This window comes from Marseilla massiliensis (assembly GCF_016899955.1).
Classification (GTDB): domain Bacteria; phylum Bacteroidota; class Bacteroidia; order Bacteroidales; family Bacteroidaceae; genus Prevotella; species Prevotella intestinigallinarum.
Genome location: NZ_JACJJL010000004.1, coordinates 15,346 through 38,991, shown reverse-complemented (window position 1 = coordinate 38,991; position 23,646 = coordinate 15,346). Strand labels below are relative to the sequence as shown.

The window sequence follows — 23,646 nt, the reverse complement described above, 5'->3', positions numbered from 1 at the left end:
CGGCCCGACGAAGGTAGGGCGGTCTTGTCAGCGCATTGGCCGCCGCAGCCACGGCCGCGCGCAATCCGGCGGGTCGCATCCATGCCGTCCGCCACTCGTAGCATTGAAACATTTTATATATATAAAGGCATGATACTTTTTTTCAGAACTCCGCAACAGAGCGTGATTGCAACAGAGACTGACCATCAGTTGGGTCAGGACGAAATCAAAGAATTGTGTTGGCTTTATGGCGGGGCCGCCCTCGAGAGCGCCTCAAGTCTTGAAGGCTTCTTCGTCGGACCGCGCCGCGAGATGGTCACTCCGTGGAGTACCAATGCCGTGGAGATAACGCAGAACATGAACCTCCATGGCATATCCCGCATCGAAGAGTATTTCCCCGTGTCGGGCAAGGATGCCGACCACGACCCGATGTTGCAGCGGATGTACGACGGGCTCGACCAGACCGTATTCACCGTCAACCATGAGCCGGAGCCGATAAAGCACGTCGAAAACCTTGAAGAGTACAACGAGCAGGAGGGCCTGGCCCTTTCGAAGGAAGAAATTGAGTATCTGCACAAGATTGAAGGCGAGCTGGGGCGCCCGCTTACCGACTCCGAGATATTCGGCTTCGCCCAAATCAACTCGGAGCACTGCCGCCACAAGATATTCGGCGGCACGTTTATCATAGACGGCAAGGAGATGGAGTCGAGCCTCTTTGCCCTTATCAAGAAGACAACCAAGGAAAACCCAAACAAGATTCTCTCTGCTTATAAAGACAACGTTGCCTTTGCCGGCGGGCCCGTGGTGGAGCAATTTGCACCCCGCGACCAGTCGACGAGCGACTATTTTGCTGTGAAAGACATCGAGAGCGTCATCTCGCTGAAGGCCGAGACCCACAATTTCCCGACAACCGTCGAGCCGTTCAACGGCGCCGCCACGGGCACGGGAGGCGAGATTCGCGACCGCATGGGCGGTGGCGTGGGCTCGTGGCCCATAGCAGGCACGGCTGTCTACATGACGGCCTACCCCAGGCTGGCCGACGGCGGCGACCGCTCGTGGGAGTCGATACTGCCGGTGCGCAAGTGGCTTTACCAGACACCTGAGCAGATTCTGATAAAGGCGTCGAACGGAGCGAGCGACTTCGGCAACAAGTTTGGGCAGCCGCTCATCTGCGGTAGCGTGCTCACGTTTGAGCACAAGGAGGGCGATGAGCGCTACGCTTACGACAAAGTGATAATGCTCGCCGGCGGCGTGGGCTACGGCACGCGGCGCGACTGCCTGAAGAAAGAGCCGCAGGCAGGCAACAAGATTGTTGTGGTGGGTGGCGACAACTACCGCATCGGGCTCGGAGGCGGGTCGGTGTCGTCGGTAGACACTGGCCGCTACTCCAACGGCATCGAGCTCAACGCCGTGCAACGGGCCAACCCCGAGATGCAGAAACGGGCCTACAACCTGGTCAGGGCGCTATGCGAGGAAGACGTGAACCCCGTGGTGAGCATCCACGACCATGGCTCGGCAGGCCACCTCAACTGCCTCTCGGAGCTCGTAGAGGAATGCGGCGGCCGCATAGACATGACCAAGTTGCCCATCGGCGACAAGACTCTGAGCTCGAAAGAAATAATTGCCAACGAGAGCCAGGAGCGCATGGGACTGCTCATCGACGAGAAGCACATCGACCACGTACGCCGCATTGCCGAGCGCGAACGCGCCCCGATGTATGTCGTTGGCGAGACCACCGGCGACGCACACTTCTCGTTTGTGCAGGGCGACGGCGTCAAGCCGTTCGACCTCGACGTGGCCCAGATGTTCGGACATTCGCCAAAGACGGTGATGGTCGACGAAACCGTAGAGCGCCATTATGCCGACGTTGAATATAAAAAGCAGAATGCCAGCGGCGCCGACATAGAGAGTTACCTCGACGGTGTGCTCCAGCTTGAGGCCGTGGCTTGCAAAGACTGGCTCACCAACAAGGTCGACCGGTCGGTCACCGGCAAGATTGCGCGCCAGCAATGCCAGGGCGAACTGCAGCTGCCGCTTAGCGACTGCGGCGTCGTAGCGCTCGACTACCGCGGCCGCAGCGGCATAGCCACCGCACTGGGCCACGCCCCGCAGGCCGGGCTCGCATCGCCCGAGGCGGGCAGTGTGCTCTCTGTGGCCGAGGCACTTACCAACATCGTGTGGGCGCCTTTGGCCGACGGGATGCAGAGCCTCAGCCTTTCGGCCAACTGGATGTGGCCCTGCCGTTCGCAGAAGGGTGAGGACGCGCGCCTCTATTCGGCCGTAAAGGCCTTGTCAGACTTCTGCTGCGCCATCCACGTCAACGTGCCCACGGGCAAAGACTCGCTATCCATGAGCCAGCAATATCCCGACGGCACCAAGGTGATAGCACCCGGAACGGTCATCGTATCGGCCGGAGGCGAGGTCAGTGACGTGCGAAAGGTGGTGTCGCCCGTTCTTGTCAACGACAAGAACGCGTCGCTTTATCACATCGACTTCTCCTTTGACAGGCAGCGGCTCGGCGGCAGCGCCTTCGCACAAAGCCTGGGCCGGGTGGGCGACGACGTGCCCACGGTGCAGAACCCCGACTACTTCTGCGATGCGTTCAACGCCGTGCAGGAGCTGATAAGGCGCGGATGGGTGATGGCCGGCCATGACATCTCGGCCGGAGGACTTGTCACCACGCTGCTCGAGATGTGCTTCGCAAACACCAACGGCGGCCTGCACATCAACCTGCACGACCTTTGCACCGACGGCGACGTGGTCAAGGCGCTCTTCGCCGAGAACCCCGGCGTGGTCATCGAGGTGTCCGACGAGCACAAGTTTGAGTTCCGCGACTTCATGGAAGACATGGGGGTTGGGTATGCCAAGATTGGTTACCCGATGCCGAAGGAGCGCAAGCTGACAGTTGTCTGCGGCGACTTTGAGCACGATTTCGACATCGACGCCCTGCGTGACGTGTGGTACAAGACGTCATACCTGCTCGACCGCGACCAGAGCATGAACGGTTGTGCCGACCGGCGTTACGCCAACTACAAGAAGCAACCGCTGCAGTTGCGCTTCAACCACAGCTTCACCGGACTCATGTCGACGTATGGCATCAGCCCCGACCGACGCACGCCGACCGGCGTCAAGGCTGCCATCATACGCGAGAAAGGCACCAACGGCGAGCGCGAGATGGCCTATTCGCTTTACCTTGCGGGCTTCGACGTCAAGGATGTGATGATGACCGACCTCATCAGCGGCCGCGAAACGCTCGACGACATCAGCATGATTGTGTTCTGCGGAGGCTTCTCCAACAGCGATGTGCTGGGCTCGGCCAAGGGCTGGGCGGGCGCTTTCCTCTTCAACCCCAAGGCAAAGGAGGCTCTCGACAGGTTCTATGCGCGCCCCGACACACTGTCGCTCGGTGTGTGCAACGGCTGCCAGCTGATGATGGAACTGGGCCTGATAACGCCCGACGACGACAAGAAGGGCAGGATGCTGCACAACGATTCGCACAAGTTTGAGTCGGCTTTCCTCGGCGTAGACGTGCCCCGCAACGACAGCGTCATGTTCGGTTCGCTCAGCGGTTCGAAGCTCGGCATCTGGGTGGCCCACGGAGAAGGCAAGTTCTCGCTGCCCTATCCCGAAGACCATTACAACGTGGTGCTGAAATATGCCTACAGCGAATATCCGGGCAACCCCAACGGTTCAGACTACAGCGTGGCCGGCATAGCATCTAAGGACGGTCGCCACCTGGCCATGATGCCCCACCTGGAGCGTGCCTGCTTCCCCTGGAACAACGCCTACTATCCGCTCAACCGCCGCGGCCGCGACGAGGTGACGCCTTGGATTGAGGCATTCGTCAATGCCCGTAAGTGGGTGGAGAGCCACAGGGGGTGAGGCATACAATATGGTGGCCTTCGTGACATGAATGTCTGCGGAGGCCGTTGAAACCATGTGGCACCCGGGGCTTTGTCATGCCCCGGGTGGCCCGTGGCTTCAGCGTTTGCTTAAATTCACTTAGCCAATGCGCAACATTTACATCGAGAGTTTTGCCACTTTCTTCAAGATAGGGATGTTTACCCTGGGCGGAGGCTACGCCATGATACCGCTCATAGAGCAGGAGGTGGTGGCCCGCCGCGGCTGGGTGACCAAGGAAGAGATGATAGACCTCATAGCCATCTCCCAGAGTTGCCCCGGCGTTTTTGCCATCAACCTGAGCACGTTCATAGGTTACAGGCTGCGCAAGACGCGCGGAGCGCTGTGCACATCGATAGGCACAGCCATGCCGTCGTTTCTTTGCATACTGCTCATAGCCATGTTTTTCCATCAGTTTGACGACAATCCCGTAGTGGCCGCCATATTCCGCGGCATACGCCCGGCGGTGGTTGCGCTCATTGCCGTGCCCACTTTCGACTTGGCGCGCAGCGCCAAGGTGGGCTGGGCCAACTGTTGGATACCCATCGCCGGGGCGCTGGCGATATGGGCATTCGGCGTTTCGCCCATCCTGATCATTATCCTGGCCGGTCTTGGCGGCTATGTTTACGGCAAGTATATCAAACCCACTGAATGATGATATTCGTCAATTTGTTTGTCACTTTTTTCTTCATTGGCCTCTTTGGCTTTGGCGGAGGCTATGGCATGCTGTCGCTCATACAGGGCGAGGTGGTGCATCACTGGCATTGGATGACCACGAGCGAGTTTACCGACATAGTGGCCATAAGCCAGATGACGCCCGGCCCGATAGGCATCAACAGCGCCACCTATTGTGGCTTCACGGCCGTCCACAACGCCGGCTACGGCTATTCCATGTCGGTTGTGGGCAGCGCCTTGGCCACCTTTGCGCTCATGTTGCCATCCATAATACTGATGATTCTCATCAGCCGGCTGTTCATCAAGTATATGAACACGCAGGCCGTGCAGTCGGTTTTTGCCGGTCTGCGCCCCGCGGTGGTGGGCTTGCTCGGCGCGGCAACGCTGTTGCTGATGACCCGCGAAAACTTCTCGTCGCCCGACGAGAACCCTTGGCAGTTCTGGATCAGCGTCGCCCTCTTTGCCGCCACGTTCATAGGGACAAAGATTCTCAAGATAAACCCGATACGGATGATACTCTACAGTGCCGTTGCCGGACTTGTCTTGCTGTATTGACACGCTGTGGCCTCAATACCGTACAGCCGTGGCCGGGGGCTCGTCGGCGGCCGGTCGTGCCCTGACGCGCCCGGGATGCTGTTGTGCCGATGGCCTTGCGGGCATCCGATGTTGCCCTGCCTTTTCTATAGACCATATTTAAACCAAACCGTACATTATACCGAATGATGTTTGTTCCGACATCTGCATTATGCCCTCAAAGCGATAGCGGCCCATTGCCGGCATCTTGCCTGCAGCCTCGCCCCGACCTGGCCGACGACGACTCGGGCAATGGCGGCAGGCCATCTGCACGCCAATCGGGTGCCATTGTGCCGGGGGCAGGCGGTATGTATGGTGCAAAACAAAAAACTGTTTCATGCGAAATACATTGATAGCAATGCTTGCGCTGGCCTCTGTTGCGGCCGTGGCTCAAGACCGTAAGCCGCACGGGCGGCACTCATTCACCACAGACACGCTAATGGTACACGACCCCGTGATGGCCGTTGAAGACGGCGTTTATCACGTGTTCAGCACTGGCAACGGCCTGCAGCACGCCACTTCGGCCGACAGGCGCACATGGACGGTGCACGCTGAGCCTGTGCTCGACAGCATACCGCGGTGGACGCACGACTCCGTGCCGGGCTTCCGCCGCCATGTGTGGGCACCCGACGTCATACGCTACCGTGGGCGCTGGTGGATGGCCTACAGCTGCTCAACGTTTGGCAAGCGCACCTCGGCCATAGGGCTGGCGTCGTCGACAACGCTTGCCGTGGGGGCACGGTGGCGCGACGAGGGGCCGCTGGTGTGCTCGCGTGAGGGCCGTGACAACTGGAATGCCATCGACCCGAATTTCGTCATCGATGAGAATGGCCGGCCGTGGCTTGCCTACGGCTCATTCTGGGGAGGCATACAGCTCGTCGGGCTCGACTCTACGATGCACGTGGCTGCAGGGGCCAGGCCGCAAACCATAGCGCGCCGCACCACCACGGGGCGCGCCAACCCCATCGAGGCCCCGTTTATCTTCCGCCACGGCGACTATTTCTACCTTTTCGTGTCGTGGGATTACTGTTGCCGCGGCATGGAGAGCACATACCGGGTGGCCGTGGGCCGCAGCAAGACCGTGGCCGGGCCGTATCTCGACAAAGACGGTCGCGATATGCGCGATGGCGGCGGCACGCTGGTGTTCGAGGGCGACAAGAGGGAGTTTGAGGCTGCCGGCCACAGCGCAGCCTACCGTTTCGGCGATTCCGACATATTCATCTGCCACGGCTATAGCATACCCCGCGGTGGCGCCTCGATACTTGTGCAGCGCCCGATGGCATGGACGGAAGACGGGTGGCCGAAGATTTTTTAGAATTAAGAGTTAAGGATTAAGGGTTAGGAAAACATGCCCGGAAGTACTCTGTGGCGGCAATTTTGAATTTTGCATTGTGCATTGTGAGTTATCCATTGTGCATTGTGAGTTATCCATTGTGTATTGTGGATTATCCTTTTCAATAGAGTCGTCTTTTCAAGTAGTCTTAGCTCTTACTCCTTAATCATCTGCTGGAATCTCTACAATGCGCTTGTTGCACAAGATTTTTGTATGAATTGCTAATCCGTTGATTGCCAGTGGTTCCCCGTGCAGTGTGCCTTGACGTGCAAAACGGCACGTTACGACCTGCCGTATGGCCCTTTTGGCACAACAAAAAGGGCCATTTCATAGCTTGAAATGACCCTTAATGAGATATACCCTGATTATCATCAAGAAATATTATAACAAAGAGAGTTTATTCATAAAACACAATTTGCTAATTCATAATGCACAATGCAAAATTCAAAATTGCCGCCACAGAGTACTTCCGGGCATGTTTTCTTAACTCTTAACTCTCAATTCTTAATTCAGAATCGTTTCGTTTGAGTACGTCCGTGCATGTTTTCTTAATTCTTAATTCTTAATTTTTAATTCATATAGCAACCGTCGGTGTTGAGCACCAGGTGCGCTTTCTCCATGGTGAGGAACGCCCCTTTGGCCCCGGCGGGCAGTCCGCTGACGGTGTATGTGTATGTATACGTCTTGCCGGCGGCTGTGGTTGTTATCGCCGTCATGTCCATCTTGCCATCCTTGATGCCCAGCGTAAGGTCGACCTTTGCGCCGTCCATGTCGTCGTTGAACGTAGTCCAGTCGTAGTCGTTGGCCATGCCCGCCTTGCGTTGCGCGTCGTTGGCAAAGTCGCCCCATCCGTAGGCGTCGGCCCGAATCACGGCATACTCCTTGTAGTCTTTGGCCGCCCGCTCCTTGCCGTTGGTGATTACGAGAATCCAGTTGTTCCATGCCTCGGCCCGGTCGGTATGGTTTGTGAAGTCAAAGTGGAACGTGCAGTCGCCCGAGTCGTCCCTGTAATACGGCGAGAACGCCGTCCAGAACGCCGCCGTATTGTCGGTTGCGCCATACGTAGTATGCTTTTGCGACTTCTTGCCCCACAGCGTCCGCTTGCCGTCAAGGCCGGCATACACCAGCGTGGCGCGCCTCGGCGCAGTCTCCCAGTCGGCCTCGCGCGCCACATATAGCTTCGTGCTGCCCACGGTGAGCACATTGCCCCTGGCGTCGAAACTCCATCGCTGCCCGTCCATGGGTGCCCCGCCAACGGTGTGGTCGGCTCTCAGCGTGATGGCCGTCGCCACATCCTGGTGCTGATAACCATAGTCGAGGGCAATGTTTTCCCACTGCCCCACCAGCTCGCTTTCGTCGATGGCGGCCTGTGGCACGGCCCCGTAGCATTCGGGCAGCACCACCGGCCATCCCTCTTCGGTCCATATCAGTCGTCGCACCTGCCCCATCATGATGGCGTTGCTGTAGGCGTCGCCGTAGACATTGGCCGGCAGGCGGCCCTGCGACGAGTAAAACCAGTTGCCTTCGCCGTCGTCGAACACCGCGCAATGGCTTATCCCGACCCATCCGCAGCTCTCGGAGAAACTGTAGGGGTGGGTCACTATCGGGTAGGCCTCGCCCCCGTGGTTGGTCACGTCGGTGCCGTCGATGCCCACATAGGGCCCTGTGATGTTGCGCGAGCGCACCACCCGCGTGTTGTAAGCCACGCTCAGTTCGTCGTAAGCCATGAAAAGGTAGTAGTAGCCGTCGTGGTATACCACCTCGGGAGCCTCTGACGCCTGCCATCGGTTGCCCATCTGCCGCGTGCTCACCATCTGTCCGTAGGCCGAAATGTCGCCTCCCCACGGGTTGCCCTGCTCCTTCTGCGGCTTGCCGGTGTCGGGGTCAATCTGCAGGGCGGCAAATCCCGAGTGCCATGAGCCGTATATCAGCCAGTGCTCCCCTTCGGGTGTGATGATGTACGAGGGATCGATGGCGTTCCACTTGAAGTAGCATTGTGCCCAGTTGTCGGCCTTGACGTGGTAGTTCAGGCCCCTGTCCGATGCGTTGGTCACCACATATCCCTTGTCCACCCAGCTGTTCACGTCGCCTGGCGTAGCCGTCTCCATCAGTCCTATGAAGGCCCGTTCGGTCCATGTACCGTCGCCGTCGATGGTGCCGGGGCATGTGATGGCATAGTACATGCGGTAGAGCCCGCTTTTCACTTTGCGCACACAGGGCGCCCAGAAGCCAAACTGAGTGTCGTCGCCGAAGTCGGCCGTGCTCTTGCCCAGGCCCATGGCGGCGCGTATCTCGTTCAGTTTTGGCTCCACCCACGACGGCAGTGAGGGCATGGTGGTGCCCATGAACTCCCAGTCGACGAGGTTTCTCGAGCGGCGGCACATGAAGTGCCCGTGCCCGTGGTGTACGTTGCCGAAGCTGGCATCGGTGGTGTACATGTAGTAATACCCGTCGTCGGCCCTCACCACCGAGGGGTCGTGCACGTTGGCCAGGTTCCATTTGTCGCGTTGCTCCCATGACGATATGGCCCTGTAATAGTCGGCGTAGTCGGGCGCCGAGTAGTTGCCCAGCCTTTCTGACAGCGGTGTTATGCTTATCGATTTGATGTCGCTGATGTCTGTCCCGCCTATTGTCCACTCGTCGGCGTCGCCTTTTTGAGTTATCGTCAGGTTGTTGCCGCCCATCGTCACCGTCTCGCCGTTGTTCTTCTCGGCCACGAACTGGGCGCTCACCGATGCCGCCATGCATGTCATCGCGGCTGCCAAGAGTATGGCTTTCCTTGTCATACGCCTTCCTCCCGATTATTTTTTGATGAACTTTACCGCCGTGTCGCCGGCCTTGAGCACATATATTCCCGGTGTGAGCCGGCTCACGTCGATGTCGGTCCTGCCTCCGCCGGTCACGCAGCCAGATGCCTTGCGCCCCGCCGCGTCGTATATGCCGACCGCCGTGCCGGCCTTGCAGCCGGTCAGGGTGAGCGTTCCCGTGGCGCTGATGGCCACTTGCGGGGTGGCGCCCGTGCCGGTCACGCCATTAATCCCCGATGGCTCGGCCTTGACCACGTTCACCTTTTCTGCGCCGGCCACCACCGTTCCGTCCTTGCATACGATGGCAAACGTGTCCTGCCAGTCGGATGCCAGCAAGAAACTAACGTCGCCCATGAGCACGGTCGTGCCGCTCTTGGGCTCTTCCAGGGCCCACTTGAGATTGTTGTCCTGGGCTTGGCTGCCTGTGGCACACAAGACAGCCAAAGACAATAATGTCATTTTCATTTTCGTTTGGTTAGTTGGTTATACTTCCTTGGTTGTTGCATGGCAAAGTTACTCAAATCGTTGTAAAGCACAAAACAAATCGGGCCGAATGTTGGTATTTTTCATGCCATGGCCCAACTTTGTCTGCTCTGCGTTGCTGGTTGCGGAATATTATTCGTAAATTTGCGGCATGAGGCAGCCCAGTCTGCCGGTTGTCGTTATGAGGAAATTCTTGTTTTTTCTTTTGTCGTTGGTCAGTCTGGCAGCCCGTCCGTCCGACGACGAGATTGTGGGCGTGCGCATCACGAGGGCGCAGGGCGGCTTGCCCGACAACAATGTGAGGGAGATATACCAGGATTCCGTGGGGTTCATGTATTTCTTCACGCATTATTCATCTTACCGTTACGACGGTTATTCATTCAGCTATGTGCCCGACTCGGTGGTGCAACCATTGCGGCTGGCGGCGGCCAGGCAGCGCAAGTCGTTCGGCAGGGGCTATTTCAGCGACAACCGGGGCAACGGCATCACCGTGTCGCCTGACGGGATGCTCGAGTATGTAGACCGCGCCGGCTCCGGGCGCATCAGGATGAAGGTGTTCGATGCCTCGCTCCTTGGCGAGACCGACAACATAAAGTGCAAGGTTGTGACCGATGGCGACGGGCGCATCTGGGTTTCTGTCAATGGCAACGGGGTGTTTGTCTACGACAAGGCAAGCCGCCGAATGACGCACATCACCCGTGAAAGCCTTGGCGGACTGCTCGGGAGCGACTACGTGGTCTACATGATGGAAGACCGCGACGGCAACATTTGGCTTGCCGTACGCAACAACGGGCTTGTATGCATGCGTGCCGTGCGCCGTCAGTATGCCGCCGTCGGCCTTGGCGCGGGCGCCGAAGAGTGGGCCCTCGACATAAGGATGGTGAGCCGCTTGCCTGGCGGGAGCATACTGGTGGCCAACAAGAGGCAGCTTTTCGAGGCCGCTCCCGACTTGCGCTCACTGCGCGAGCGCGGCCCGGCCTTGGGCGGGGTGCTCTCGGCGGGCACCGACGGGCAGGGCCGTTTGTGGCTCGGCACGCGCTTCGACGGGGTGTATGTCGATGGCGTGCGCCACGGCTCGGGGCGCGTCGACTGCCTGACGGCCGACAGCCGCGGCCGAATATGGAAGTGCGGCATACACGGGGCTGTGGCCATGGCGGCGCTGACGGCCGGCGGCGAGTACTCGGAGCGCACATTCCTGTTGGGAAACAGCGGGCTCACCCCACACACCATGCTCCTCGGCAAAGACGGGAGCATGCTTGTAGGCGCCGAGACCGGCCTCTACCGCTTTGTGCCCGACAGCCTGCTGGCCGACACCTCGGCCTACCAAAGGCTGCTGCCTTATCCCGTATACAGCCTTTTCGCCGACAGCAAGGGCCGACTGTGGATAGGCACCCACGGCCATGGCGTGCTCACGACCGATGCCCGCGGCCGATACATACGGCTTACTGCTAAAGACGGTTTGCCCAGCGACGTGGTGCAGTCGGTGGGCGAAGACCGCCACGGACGGATATGCATAACCACCCAAGACGGCGCCGTCTACTATTCGCCATCTACCCGCAAGATGGAATACCTGTACTTCCACAACGACCCCAAGCTCAACTTCTTCAGCGAAAACTGTGCTTTGCGCCTGGCCGACGGGCGCATGCTGTTCGGCACCCTGGGCGGGCTTGTGGTGGTAGACCGCGACTTCAGGCCCGCGACGAGGGTGCCGCAGCAAGTTGACGTGACCGAGGTGTCGGTCGACGGTGTGCCGTCGTGGACGCTGCCCCGGACGGGCCGTGCCGGCGCCGACGGCGGCGGGCGGGCCCTGGTGGTGGGCCACGACGAGAGCTCGGTGGTATTCCGTTTTTCCAATTTCAACTACCTGCGCCTGCAGCCCACGCATTACTCATATATGCTGGAGGGCTGCGACAAGGGCTGGAGCGCGGCCACCGAGCTCAACTTCGCTTCCTACAACGACCTGCCGCCGGGCAAATACGTGTTCAGGGTGCGCTGTCTCGGCGACGACGGCACGTGGACCGAGCCACGGGCCGCGTTTGCCCTCACCGTGCTACCGCCGTGGTGGGCCTCGCCGGCGGCTTTCGCCGTCTACTGCGTGGTGCTGTTTCTGGCAGCCATGGTGGCCTACCGCTACCTTCACACCGTCTACCGCTTGCGGCGCGACATAGCCGTCGAGAAGCGCCTGACGCAGTTTAAGCTCGACTTTTTCACCAACATCTCCCACGAGTTCCGCACACCGCTCACACTGATAGCCGGCAGCATGGAGCGCATAAGGCAGGTGGGCGGCAGCATAGGCGACCTGCGCATGCCCATCGACAGGATGCAGCGCAGTGTCGACCGCATGCTGAGGCTCGTCAACCAGCTGCTTGAATTCAGGCGCATGCAGGAAGACCGGCTGCACCTGTCGCTCGAGCTGACAGAGGTGGTGGGCTTCCTTCGCGGCATTGCCGACTCCTTTCACGACGTGGCCCAGGGCAAGGGCGTGGCGTTGCGCTTCGCCCCACAGTGCAAGAGATGGGAGGTGTTTGTAGACCGCGGGTTTCTCGACAAGATAGTGTATGAACTGCTCAACAACGCCATCAAGTATACCCCGGCCGGCGGCAGCGTCGACCTGAGGCTGCGCAACGATGGCGGAAGCATGGTGGTGATGGTGGCCGACACTGGCGTAGGGGTGCCTGCCGACAAGCGGGCAGGCATATTCGACCGATACAGCACGGGCAACCAAAGCCGCGGCAGCCTCGGCATTGGGCTCAACCTGGTGGCCGGGCTCGTGGCAGCCCACCACGGAGTGATAAGCCTCGACGACAATGCCGGGGGCGGGAGCGTGTTTACCGTGAGCCTGCCTGTGGCGAGAGAAGCCTACGCCGAAGGCGATTTCATGGCGGCCGACGGGGTGGCCCCGGGCCCGGCAAACGCCGGCAAGGCTTTTGTGGAGCCTGTGGCCGAGCTGCAGATGCCGCCGATGAACGACAAGACGGTGCTTGTGGTAGACGACGATGCCGACGTGCGCGGGTATCTTGCCCACGAGCTCGGGCGCTACTTCACGGTGGTGGCCGCAGCCGACGGGCAGGAGGCCATGGTGCGCCTCGGGCTGGATGGCGGCGGCGGACACTACAGCGGGGCCGGCAAGGCCGTCGACCTGGTTGTCAGCGATGTCAGGATGCCGCGCATGGGCGGCATGGAACTGTGCCGCCACATACGCTCATGCAGCCGCACAAGGGGGCTGCCGGTGATACTGCTTACGGCCCTCGGCGATGTGGGCACGCAGGCAAAGGGCTACGATGTGGGTGCCGATGCCTATGTGACCAAGCCTTTCAGCCTTCGGCTGCTGGTGGCCCAGTGCCGGCGGCTGATGGAGCGCGGCATGGCAGGCGGGGCCAACGCTGGTGGGCAAGGGGCTCCCCCGGCCGGGCAGCCGGCAGCGGCAGTGGTAACCGACGAGCGCGACCACAGGTTGAAAGAGCAGATAGTGGCTTACGCCGAGGCCCACATTGCCGACGCAGAGTTTTCGGCCGACCGCTTTGCCGACGGCATGGGCATGGGCCGTTCGGCCTTTTTCGCCAAGTTCAAGTCGCTCACCGGCAAGTCGCCCAATGAGTACCTGCGCGAGCTGAGGCTCAGTCGTGCAGCCGAGTTGCTGTCGGCCGGGCCCGTAACTGCTGCCGAGGTGGCATACCAGGTGGGAATGAAGACACCCCAGTATTTCTCTACCTGCTTCAAGAAACGCTTCGGGGTGACCCCGGCCCAGTGGCAGGCCGGCATGCGCTCTGCGGCCGACAGCCATGCCGCCGGCTGACGGTGGCTGTGGCCGCCGGTGGCCGTGGCAGCGTGGTGGCTGCAGCCCCGGATGGCGGTGGGCCTCAAGAGGAATGGCGGTTGCGGCCGTTGTGCATAGCAAGGAGAGCCTTTGGGCATAAGGAAACGTGCCGTTTCGCAAGGCGAAACGGCACGTTTTGTAAGCTGTTGGAATACAGGCGGTTTGCTCTTCGCTTTGACAGCGGGCTGCAGCCCGGCTCACTTTACTGCAAACTTGCGTCCGTTGCAGATGTAGATGCCTTTGGGCAGGCCTGCGGCCTGCGTGCCCACAAACTGTCCGTTAAGGTTGTAAATCCGGCCGTCTGCGTTGTCGCCAGTCATTATTTCGCTGATGGCGTCGGCCACATTCGCGGCGTATGTAATGCCTATGTAAGATATGCGCATTGTCGATGCCGACGAGCCGAGGTAAATGTCGAGTGTGCCGTCGGCCGTCATGTTGAACGTATAGCGCGCCTTGCCGCCCAGTCCGTCGGCGTTGAGCGAGTTGTCCAGCTGGTTGGCGCCCACCTTGCCGCCGCTTTCAAGCTGCTTCTTGTTGCCGGCGGCATCGTAATACCATGCGTTGGCCGAGGTTACATATACGCTGTGGCCGCTGTTGCCCATGCTGTAGTCTATGGTCACTTGGTCGCCTTCCTTGAGGTTGAGCACCGACATCACCGTAGAGTTCTTGCTCGGGTAGCTCACGCTCAGGCCATGGTTGGGGTCGAGTGCGGGCTGCGCCTTCTCGCTGAAGGCTATGCGTCCGCTAAGGTCGTTGCCGGCGAACAGGGCCGTCTCGGCATACATCGTGGCTCCGGAGCTCGTGGTGAGCGGGTTGCCCCAGTCGGGGGTCGGCGTATATGAGGCCCCTTCTTTTTGGGCCCAGCTGAGCCAGATGTATTTTTCGTCGGCGTGGATGTTGGCAACCACAAACCTGTTGACGCCCTCTTTCAGGGCCTTGCCCTGCTCGGCTATGGCCAGGTCGGTCTCTTCCGAATGCTCGGTGGTGAGCCCTTCGGCGAAAGCCTTGGCTTGGCTTATGGCCTGCTGCAGGGCGTCGCGCCCCTCTGTGTATGCGGGGTCTGACAGCTGGGCCTCGGCGTTGGCGATGTCGCCCACCAGAGCCGTGTATGCCTTGTTGATGTCTTTGAAGTGGGTCATGGCACTGTCGAGGTCGGCCTTGGCAGCCACCAGCGTCTCGGTGTCGGCGGCCGTGTCGTGGGCCTGTTGCGCCGCGGCTATGCTGTCGCGCAGGTTGTCTTTGCCATAGAGGTATAGCTCAGAGCCGAGCAGTTGGCCCGCGGTGCCGATGGCCTCGGCCAGTTGCTGCCTTGCGGCCTGCGTTTCGCGCTGGGCAAAGTAGTCGTCGATGTCCTCCTGTGTGGCCCCGATGATGCGCAAGTCGGCGTTGTCGAGGTCTACCCGGTTGCAAACGCTGTCGGGGATGTATATGCCTATGGTCACCGTCCCGGGGTGGTCGAGCTTGTGGAAGGCCGAGTAGGTGGTGAGCCTTTCGGTGTGTATGGGGTGCATCTCTACCGAGTCTTCGTTGATGAAAATCTTGAGTCCGCGCAAGTCGCAGTCGTAGTCGATGTCGTTGTTCTTGTTCTTGTATTTTGCCGCGCGCACTTTCAGGCTGAACATGTATTGGCCCGCAGGCATGTTTTCCATCACCTGGTACAGTCCTCCCTGCTCAAGTATGTACTTGCCGTCAATCTCTCGCTTCATCCAGATGGATGTGAACGGGGCCGTGATGTCGCGTTGCGTCCACCGTCCGCCCCACGCCTGCCATCCGTCGGGCCCGCCAACGTTGGTCACATCCTTGCCCAGGCTTACCGAAGTCTCGTCGAAGTCGGGGCACTTCACGTGTCCGGTGATGTTCACCGAGTTCTCGTCGAGGAACAGCGCCACGCATTCGTCGAGGAATCCCAGCATTCCGTTGTAGCTGTCGAGGTCGTTTTGCTCTACATACAGCCTCAGGTCGCCGATGAACCCTTCCAGTATGTCGTGGCCGTTGGGCAGCAGCGGGTTGCTCAGGTAGCCGTTGAGGCTCTCGATGATGGCGTTGGCCTCGCGGTCGTCTACGGCCTTGTTGGCGGCCAGCACCTTGAAGTCGTCGAACGTCGTGCCCACGTAAGAGCCGTAGAAGTGGAACACCACGTAGCCGTTTTCGGGCGCGGTGAAAGAGTATTCAATCTTGGTCCAGTCGAGCCCGTAGCTTTTGGATGTGGCTATGGGCTGTTGCGGCGTGGCCGAACCGTCGGTGTTGAAGAAAATGTTCTGGTAGTTTTTCACCCCGCTGCCGCCCGTTGTCGTGGTGGTCACCTCTTCGCCGGCCGCCACGCTGTAGGTGATGTAGTACGTGCGGCCCTGTTTCACTTCGACCTTCTGCATCAGCGAGCAGCCCGTCCCGGGGCCGTTGTCTTTCTTGTTGGCCACCAGGCAGGGGCCTCCGTCGGGCCCCAGGTTGTCTACATAGAACGTGTCGGGGTTGAGCGGCGTCTGGCCGTCGGTGGTCCAGTGTTGCGTGCCCTGCCCGAAGTCGCCGTTTTGCAGCATGTTTACGCCGTCTGTAATCTTGAAGCGCCCGTCTTTCGTATATACGAAGTCGCCGGCGTCTTGTGCGTGCGAGCCCATTGCGCAGGCCAGCACGGTCAATGTAAGTAATAGCTTGTTCATGTTTATGGATGTTTTTAGGTTGTTGTTGGTAGTCCCGGCCGCCGTCGGCCCGTCGCTCCGCCGGTCGGCCGGGTGTTGTGGTAGGTGGCTGCCACAGCCCAAGCCGGGCCGCAGCGTCACAGGTCGTAGGCGTGGTAGAAGGGCATGAACGTGGGTATCTCACCGTCGGGCTGCCCGAAAATGGCCCTCGTCGCCTCGTTCCACCGGCCTGTCAGCGGTATGATGTCGAAGCTGCCCTTCATCCTCAGCCCGTCGGTCTCTGTCATTCCGGCAGGCCATTCATACTTGTTGTATGCCGAGGCCACGTGGGTGTTTATCCCCACCACGATGCCCCGGTCGTGGTTTTCGACGGCAATGTCGGCGTCGTCGGCCACAATGGCGAATCCGTTGCCGTCATCGTCGGTGAACAGGGCGATGTCAACGTGCTGCCTGTTGCCCGGGTAATAAAGGTCGCCCGAGGTGATGCTCCACAGTCCGTACTCGCTCAGCATGTCGCGTCCGGGGTAGGCCGCGTATGGGCCGTTGCCCATGTAGCGCATGTTGGTGAGCTCTTTGGGCAGCATCAGGGCGGCCCCCGCCTCGACGGTCTCGCCATTGCCGTGGGCCGTGAGGTCGAAAGTGTAGCCTATGATGCCGCCGGGCTTGTGCTCGATGGCCACCGTGCCGTCGATGTATCGCGTGGAGTCGCAGTCAAACCTCACCCTGGCGGTGCAGCCCTTGCGGTTGTTGGCCTCGACGGTGGTGACGGTCTTGCCGGGCATGTAGGCAGGCCACAGGCTGTGAAGCTTTGACGAACGCCTCGATGCCTGGGTGGCCGTTGAGGCCAGAGTGGGCTTGCGGCCTATGCGGGCCAAGGCCATGTCACTGATTATTTCCACCCCTTCGGCGTTCTTGAGCGACAGGGTGTTGCCGTCGAAGGTGTATCCCGGCGCAGTGACCACGCCCTTCTTCACCTTTGTGCGGCCTTCGGGCTCACCGCCAATGCGTTGGGCCAAGCCTGGTGCACCGTCAGGGCAGAGCCTTACCGACTTCTCGTATATCTGACGCCCCTGCCTGTCTTTGGCCGTGATGCTTATCCAGTACTTGCTTGCCGAGAGCGGCTGCGGAACCCGGGGCGACAGCGACAGCAGCGTGGAGTCGTGGGGGGCGCATTCCACATCGAGCTTACCCGAGGCAAGCTCCTTGCCGTCGCCCATCAGTTGCCAGCCGAAGTCGATGTCCGACAGGTTGGTGAAGTCAAACCTGTTGAGCACCCTCAGCGGAGCCTCGCGTATGATGATGTTCGAGTAAACCTTGCGTGCCTGGTAGTAATCGGTCTGCGGTGTCCTGTCGGCATACGTCATGCCGTCGGTTCCCTGGTTGCCCGACGTGTCGTAGTAAGAGCCGGGCGTGGGCCACACATAGTCGGCAAACTTGCTTCCGGGGGTAGGTTTCTTGTCGGTATCGACGAGTATTCCCTGGTCGAAAAACTCCCATACCGACCCGCCGAGTATGCCCGGTGTCGTGGCCATCACCTCGTAGATGTCTTGCATCTGGCCGAAGTCGGTGCCCAAAGCGTGGGCATATTCGGTGGCTACCATGGGGCGGTCGTACATCTTGGCGAACGCCGCCACTTCCGACGGGCGAGGGTAGTGGGGTGAGACAATGTATGGAGTGTTCCGGCTGTTGAATCCGTTGGCGCGGTCGAAAGCCTTGTGCCCCTCGGCCCAATCCTTGTAGACGGAGGGCGTCATGGGGAATGTGAATGGCCTTGTGCTGTCGAGCGACGCCACGTAGAGCCCCGTCTTGAGCCCTATGTCGGTCACGGGGTTCTCGTTGCCAACGCTCCATACCACTACCGAGGGGTGGTTTTTGTCGCGTCGCAATGTCAGGCGGGCCCTGTTCTTAAGGTCGTCGAGGAATGTAGAGTCTTTCAGGTTGCTTTCGCCGAAGCCGAAAGGAACCTCGCACATCACGTACATGCCGATGGAGTCGCAAAGCTCCAGCAGTCTCGGGGCAGGCGGATAGTGGGATGTGCGCAGGAAGTTCATATTGGCATCCTTCATCATCTGCAGGTCGCGCTTCATCTCCTCGTCGGTGATGCTGCGCCCGTGGACGGGCGAAAGGTCGTGGTGTGTGGCCCCGTGAAACTTCACCGGGCGGCCGTTGATGCGGTAAATGCCTCCGTCCCAGGCTATTTCGCGTATCCCGACCTTGCCGTTGTAGGTCTGCACCGTCTGCCCGTTGAGCTTCAGCCTCAGGCTCACGGTGTACAGATAGGGCGTCTCGGCCGTCCACAGGTGCGGTTGCGGCACACCGGCTGCAGCCCTGTGGCGGGCAGAGGTGGTGGCGGCTGACGCCAGCGAAGCCACCCTGTTGCCTTCGGCATCGGTTATTTCGCCTTCAATCACGGTCTTGTCTTTCTTGCCTTTTCCGGCAACCAGTGCCTCGATGTCCACCCGGCCGTCCATCGACGTGTTTATCGTTATGTCGTCGATGTGTACCTTTGGCAGGGCGAAGAGCAGCACGTCGCGCGATATGCCAGACAGCGACCAGTCGTCGTTTGTGTCAAACTCAAAGCCCCTTGGGCGGGTGTCTACCCTCACTGCCAGCGTATGTGTGTGGCCGGGTTGTGCAAACCGGGTGATGTCAAACGTCTGCCGGTTGTACGAACTGTTGAAAGAGCCGGCCTCATGCCCGTCGACATAGAGCGTATATCCGAAGTTGACGCCTTCGAGGCACAGGTATATGCCGCGCCCGTCCCACTCGGCCGGTATGTCGATTGTGCGCCTGTACAGTCCCAGTCCGGCCCTTACTTTCTTGCCGTAGGTCATGCCAGCAAACCCCTGCAGTTCCCAGTTGCCCGGCACTTTGATGGTTTTCCACGCGCCGGTGTCGTATTCCGGCATGAAGAACAGCGAGTCGCTGCCGGCAGAGCTGCCTGCAATGTACTTGAAATCCCATTGCCCCGACAGCGACCTTGTGTACGTTGCCTTCTCTGTTGTGGGCAGGGTCACTTGCGCCGAGGCCGTAGTCGAGGCCATCAGGAGCACCATGCCCAAGATGTTTCTGTCCATTTTCGTCATGTGTTTATTTGGTTGTAGTCTTTAAGTATTTGCCGTTTTTCCTTATGATATACACATTGCCCGGCCTCAGGTCCGTCGCCGGCTGTCCGCCGATGGTGTATGTCTGCCCTCGGTCGCCGTGGCCTTCGTCCTGCCATGCGGCATCGATGGCGTCGGCTTGGGTTACGTTTATGCGTATGGTGTCGGTGATGTTTGTTCCGTCGAAGCTGCCCGTAGTGCGTATGGCAAACTCATACAGCCCGGCTTTCTGCGGCGTTCCGTTGAGTGTGAACAGCCTTGTCTTGCTGTCTTGTTCGTAGCTGAAGCCTTCTGGAACGGAAAAAGAGCTTATGCGTTTGCCGTTGAGGAACGTTTGGAATGGCATGGCCCCGGTGCAGTTCTTGAGCCTGCAAGTCACTGCTTTCATAGCGTTGCCCAGTTCTACAGTCTGTTCTTTCAGGCCATCGACGGCAATGATTCCGGCTGCCACCGAGTCGGGCAGGTAGTAGCCCAGGTGGGGCGGTTGGTTGTAAGCCACGTTTTGCCATGCCACACTCATGCGGTACACGTGGTCGTGCATCAGCGTTGGCACCCTCAGGGCCGTCTCGGTTGTTGTCGATGCGATGTTGATGGTGGCCGAGTCGGTGGCGCAGCACCATACCACCTCCTCCCTCCAGTCGCCGAAAAGGTCGGCCGCCAGCAGCGGGTATGCCTTTGTCCCGTTCTTCATCGAGTGGTTGGGGGCTTGGTAAATGCGCGTGCTGCGTCCGTTGTTCCACTTCGTTATGTTTACTCCGTCGAGCAGTTCGTCGTATGCATCGCCATCCCAGAATATGCGGAAGCAATATGCCGGGCGTGCTTCCTCGCCCGAAGCCACCACTTGGTCGTTGATGTCGTAGACGTCGTAGTTGGCCGCCGACCAGAACAGTCCGCCCCTGTGTTGCGGCGATATGACGGCAGCCATGCCCCGTCCGTTGTCGCCAGCCGAGCTGTGGCGTATCAGCAGTTCACCCGTGGCGGCGTCGCGCACGTGCCATCCGTATGGTGTGTCTTCATGGGGCATCATGAACTGCAGCCCTTGTCGGTCGGGCATGAACACTCCCAGGTGGTGGGCGTCGCCATGGCCGAGGCCGGTTGAGTATAGCAGCCGGCCGTCGTTGTCTATTGCCGCGGCCCCGTACATTATCTCGTCGCAGCCGTCGCCGTCGACATCGCCAACCGCAATGCTGTGGCACCCTTGTCCGTAGGCAGTGTAGCTGTCGCCTGTGCCCGATGTGTTTGAGCTGTAGTTGTAGATGCTTTTGTTGTCGTTGGCATCGCTTACCTCCACCCTTTGCTTCGAGCGCGAGGCGTGGAGCCATTTCTGCCGCAGCTTCATGCCGTCGAAATCCACGGCCCACAAGTATGCCTGGGTGTAGTATCCGCGGCACATCACGGCGCTCGGGTTCTTGTCGGCACCGTCGAGATAGGCCACGCAAGCCAGGAAACGCTCGCCCCGGTTGCCGTAATCGTCGCCCCAGGCACCATATCCGCTCGTGCGCCCGCAGGTGAAGCCGCGGTTAGGGTTGTACCATATTGTGTGCACGGCCCGCCCGCTCTGTCCGTCGAAAACGGTCAGGAACTCCGGCCCGTCGAGTATGTGGCCGCTGGCGTTGCGGTAGTCTGCCAGGTTGTCGGTGGCCCTTATGCCCTCGTCGTCGGCTGCCTCGGTCACGTAGCGGCCCGTGCCGTCGGTGGTGCCGGGGCCGGTCTTGCATATCAGTTCGGCCCTGCCGTCGCCGTCGAAGTCGAAAAACATCGGTTGCGAATAGTGCGAACCGGCCCTTATGTTTTTGCCCAAGTCAATGCGCCACAAGCGTTGCGGGGCAGGCTCGTCGGCCGTTCCGGGCTCTATGTGGTAGCAGTCGTAGTAGACGTTGCCGGTAAACCCGCTGGCGGAATTGTCCTTGGCATTCGACGGGGCCCACTTTACGAGCAGTTCATACTTGCCATCTCCGTCGACGTCGGCCACGCTTCCCTCCTGCGCATAGTAGGCGTAGCAGTCCGTACTGTCGTTTTCGGCGTAATGGAAACTGCCTCCCTGCGGGCGCTCAAGCCTCATAGTCTTGTACTCCTTGCCCCATGCTGTGGCCGGCTCTGATGTCTCTCCGGCCTCGCCGCCGGCATCGTTGTAATTGGTGGCGTAAACGTCGCGCGCTATTGTCTGCCCGTCTCTGATTACGTCGAACGTTACGTTTTCGCCCTCGTCGCCGAGCAGTCGCCAGCCGACAAAGTTGCCCCCGTCGTGGTGTATGGCCACCGTGCCGCGCCCGAGCCTTTCCATCTGGCTACGTGGGGTGGCGTTCTGTGCCGTTGCGGTTGTCGTCACCTGTGCCGCCGTTGCCGCAATGAGGCATAAAAGGTGTAATAATCTGTTTATGTTCATGTCGAGGTTGGTTATTGGTTTGTTCTTGCCGCAAAGTTAATTTGCTTGCAAGAGAGAGGCATTACACTTTCGTACGATTGATTACAAATATGTGCATGGCGTTGTGTTTCAGGCATGTGCCGGCCTCGCCGCATGGGCGTGTCGCCTCGTGGCGGGCCGGCCTTGGCCGTTTGTGGGCAGCTGCTGTTGTGTCTTTCGTTGTGTTTTTCCTTTGGGTGATTGTGTGTTGCCGCGTCGTGCGGCTGTGTCTTGTCTGTCAATCATGGATTGCCGTGCCGGTGGCGCTGTCGGCCTTGGGCGTCGCCGACGTCTTTTCGGCAAACGTCTCGGGGCTCACCTTCATGGCCCTGAGTGTGCGCGAGACGGGGAATTTGCTGAAGAACTCATCGTCGGAAGCAAGCCATTGGTGCGAGAGAATGGCGTTGCACCGCTTCACCTGCTTTTCGATTGCGTCGAAATACCTGCCGTTGATCACGGCCAGGTAGTGCTTGCCGTCGTGCGTCCTGAATGCGAGCACGAGCCGCCTTTTGCCTTTCCGCTTGTCGTTGGCGGCCCATTGGCGTGTGTCAACCCTCACCTTTATGTTCCAGCCGTGGCGGGAGTTCAGCTCGTTCATCATGGCCCTGAACACCTGCCCGTGGGCCGACGTGTCTTTTATGCGCTGGTATGCAATGTAGTAGTGAATCATCTCGTGCAGCAGCACGTTCTGGTATTCACGTTCGGGCAAGTCGTAGTATTTTGTCACCTTGATGGTGAAATGGTCTAATTTCTGCCGTCTCAGTATTGCCGAACGCCTGCTTCTGCAGCAAAACTGACCAAGGATGGTGCGTGCGTTGCTGACGACAAACTCCGGTTCTGGCAGTTTTCCGCCGAAATAAGCATTGTTGAATGTGCCGAACTGCTCTCTGAGGTATTCTTGTGTGGGCGTCATAGCTTTTTGCCAGCGATAGTGCGAGCGAGAGTAAAGCAAGCCGTCTTGCCATATCCCGAGTGCCGCTTATCTTTGGCAAAGTTAATACAAAAGGCGGGCGGAAGCAACAGAAGGCTAAAAAAATATGTTTATATTGCAATAAATTCCGGAAAAAAGGCTTATGATGTTATAAAATCGGCATTTCGGGTTGGTTGGTGTGATAATTTGGAGTAACTTTGCAGCCGAGATAACAAACAACAGATTGATATGATGATAAGGAATGGTTATGTGCTGTTGGCCGCAGCCACGCTGGCTTTGGCGTCGGGGGTGGCCTCATGCGGCAACGACGATCCGCCCACCGGCGATGGCATTGACTATACAGAGAAGGTGGTCACGGGCTACAGGATGCAGTATAACATGAAGTTGGCCGACCCCAATGTGCGCGAGGTGGCCGACGTGCTTGTTACATACATCGACGCCGAAGGCAAGGAGGTTGAAGACACTATGGACGGCCAGGAGTGGCAGAAGACGGTGGTGATGCCCAGCGGCAAGGAGCAGACATACGGCCTTGCAGCCCGCTTCGCGTCGAAGCAGAGCCCCGTGATGAGCCAAGACGAGTACGACTTTGCCGTCGACCTGACCTCGGGCATTTACACATTGTATTCAAATGGCAGCGCCATGATGCTGGCGTGGGCTACAAACCGCGAGAGCCAGGGCATACTGAAAGCCGACGCCGACGGCGAATACCGCACCACGCGCTCGGCCTCATATCTGGTCACGCCGCAGGCCCGAGAGGACATGGACACCACGTTCACCTACTTCAACTTTACAAACAGGAGGCTGGAGTCGGGGCGTGACACCATCATTTTCAATAAGTTTGATTTCAAGAAATAGCCTTTTGCCGCGCCGGAGGCGGGGCTGCCTCATAGCACCGGCATCCGAGGCGTAGCGTGTCAGCGCCCGCCGTCACCCCTGTTGGGTTGATGGCGGGCGCTGTGCATTGTGGCGCGGCCATGTCTGCCGCGTTTGGCCTGCTCACTGGA

At 59.6% G+C, this 23,646-nt stretch carries 11 protein-coding genes and 1 pseudogene; 6 read left to right on the top strand and 6 right to left on the bottom strand.

The genetic code is table 11. The annotated features are described in order from the left end of the window. Window positions 1-129: 129 nt before the first annotated feature. The 4 genes from purL (at window position 130) to H6B30_RS03315 (ending at window position 6,442) form a co-directional block, all read left to right on the top strand. Window positions 130-3,861, top strand: coding sequence for a phosphoribosylformylglycinamidine synthase (gene purL, locus H6B30_RS03330; RefSeq protein WP_205107910.1), 3,732 nt, complete (start codon window positions 130-132; stop codon window positions 3,859-3,861). A gap of 127 nt (window positions 3,862-3,988) precedes the next feature. Beyond that, window positions 3,989-4,534 carry a chromate transporter gene (locus tag H6B30_RS03325; protein ID WP_205107908.1) on the top strand — a complete coding sequence of 182 codons (546 nt, stop codon included), beginning with the start codon at window positions 3,989-3,991 and terminating at the stop codon, window positions 4,532-4,534. After that, entirely contained in the window at window positions 4,534-5,109 is a 576-nt protein-coding gene (locus H6B30_RS03320; RefSeq protein ID WP_205108173.1) for a chromate transporter, read from the top strand. The genes H6B30_RS03325 and H6B30_RS03320 overlap by 1 nt, the downstream gene beginning before the upstream one ends. Window positions 5,110-5,464: 355 nt before the next feature. Beyond that, on the top strand, window positions 5,465-6,442 hold the full coding sequence (locus H6B30_RS03315) for a family 43 glycosylhydrolase (protein ID WP_205107905.1): 978 nt from the start codon (window positions 5,465-5,467) through the stop codon (window positions 6,440-6,442). A gap of 1,091 nt (window positions 6,443-7,533) precedes the next feature. Here H6B30_RS03315 and H6B30_RS03310 read toward each other — a convergent pair. Together H6B30_RS03310 and H6B30_RS03305 are read right to left on the bottom strand one after the other, a co-directional pair. Further along, window positions 7,534-9,144 (bottom strand): annotated as a pseudogene (locus tag H6B30_RS03310) (arabinan endo-1,5-alpha-L-arabinosidase); the annotation flags it as partial. Window positions 9,145-9,261: 117 nt separating this feature from the next. After that, window positions 9,262-9,732 (bottom strand): T9SS type A sorting domain-containing protein, encoded by a 471-nt coding sequence (locus H6B30_RS03305; RefSeq protein ID WP_205107902.1) that lies wholly within the window; start codon window positions 9,730-9,732, stop codon window positions 9,262-9,264. 199 nt (window positions 9,733-9,931) lie between these two features. Here H6B30_RS03305 and H6B30_RS03300 point away from each other — a divergent pair, with 199 nt between their 5' ends. Continuing rightward, window positions 9,932-13,546 (top strand): hybrid sensor histidine kinase/response regulator transcription factor, encoded by a 3,615-nt coding sequence (locus H6B30_RS03300; RefSeq protein ID WP_205107900.1) that lies wholly within the window; start codon window positions 9,932-9,934, stop codon window positions 13,544-13,546. A gap of 218 nt (window positions 13,547-13,764) precedes the next feature. On the opposite strand, the gene H6B30_RS16275 is transcribed toward H6B30_RS03300, so the two are convergent. From H6B30_RS16275 to H6B30_RS03280, 4 genes are all read right to left on the bottom strand, one after another. Continuing rightward, window positions 13,765-16,224 (bottom strand): carbohydrate binding domain-containing protein, encoded by a 2,460-nt coding sequence (locus H6B30_RS16275; protein WP_239483497.1) that lies wholly within the window; start codon window positions 16,222-16,224, stop codon window positions 13,765-13,767. A 116-nt stretch (window positions 16,225-16,340) separates the two neighbouring features. Further along, window positions 16,341-19,280, bottom strand: coding sequence for a glycoside hydrolase family 2 TIM barrel-domain containing protein (locus tag H6B30_RS03290; protein WP_205107897.1), 2,940 nt, complete (start codon window positions 19,278-19,280; stop codon window positions 16,341-16,343). 13 nt (window positions 19,281-19,293) lie between these two features. After that, on the bottom strand, window positions 19,294-21,693 hold the full coding sequence (locus tag H6B30_RS03285; RefSeq protein ID WP_205107895.1) for a rhamnogalacturonan lyase: 2,400 nt from the start codon (window positions 21,691-21,693) through the stop codon (window positions 19,294-19,296). Window positions 21,694-21,949: 256 nt separating this feature from the next. Then, on the bottom strand, window positions 21,950-22,624 hold the full coding sequence (locus H6B30_RS03280; RefSeq protein WP_205107893.1) for a SprT-like domain-containing protein: 675 nt from the start codon (window positions 22,622-22,624) through the stop codon (window positions 21,950-21,952). Between the two features lie 246 nt (window positions 22,625-22,870). Between H6B30_RS03280 and H6B30_RS03275 the strand changes: the two genes are divergently transcribed. Continuing rightward, window positions 22,871-23,497 carry a hypothetical protein gene (locus H6B30_RS03275; protein WP_205107890.1) on the top strand — a complete coding sequence of 209 codons (627 nt, stop codon included), beginning with the start codon at window positions 22,871-22,873 and terminating at the stop codon, window positions 23,495-23,497. Window positions 23,498-23,646 lie beyond the last annotated feature (149 nt).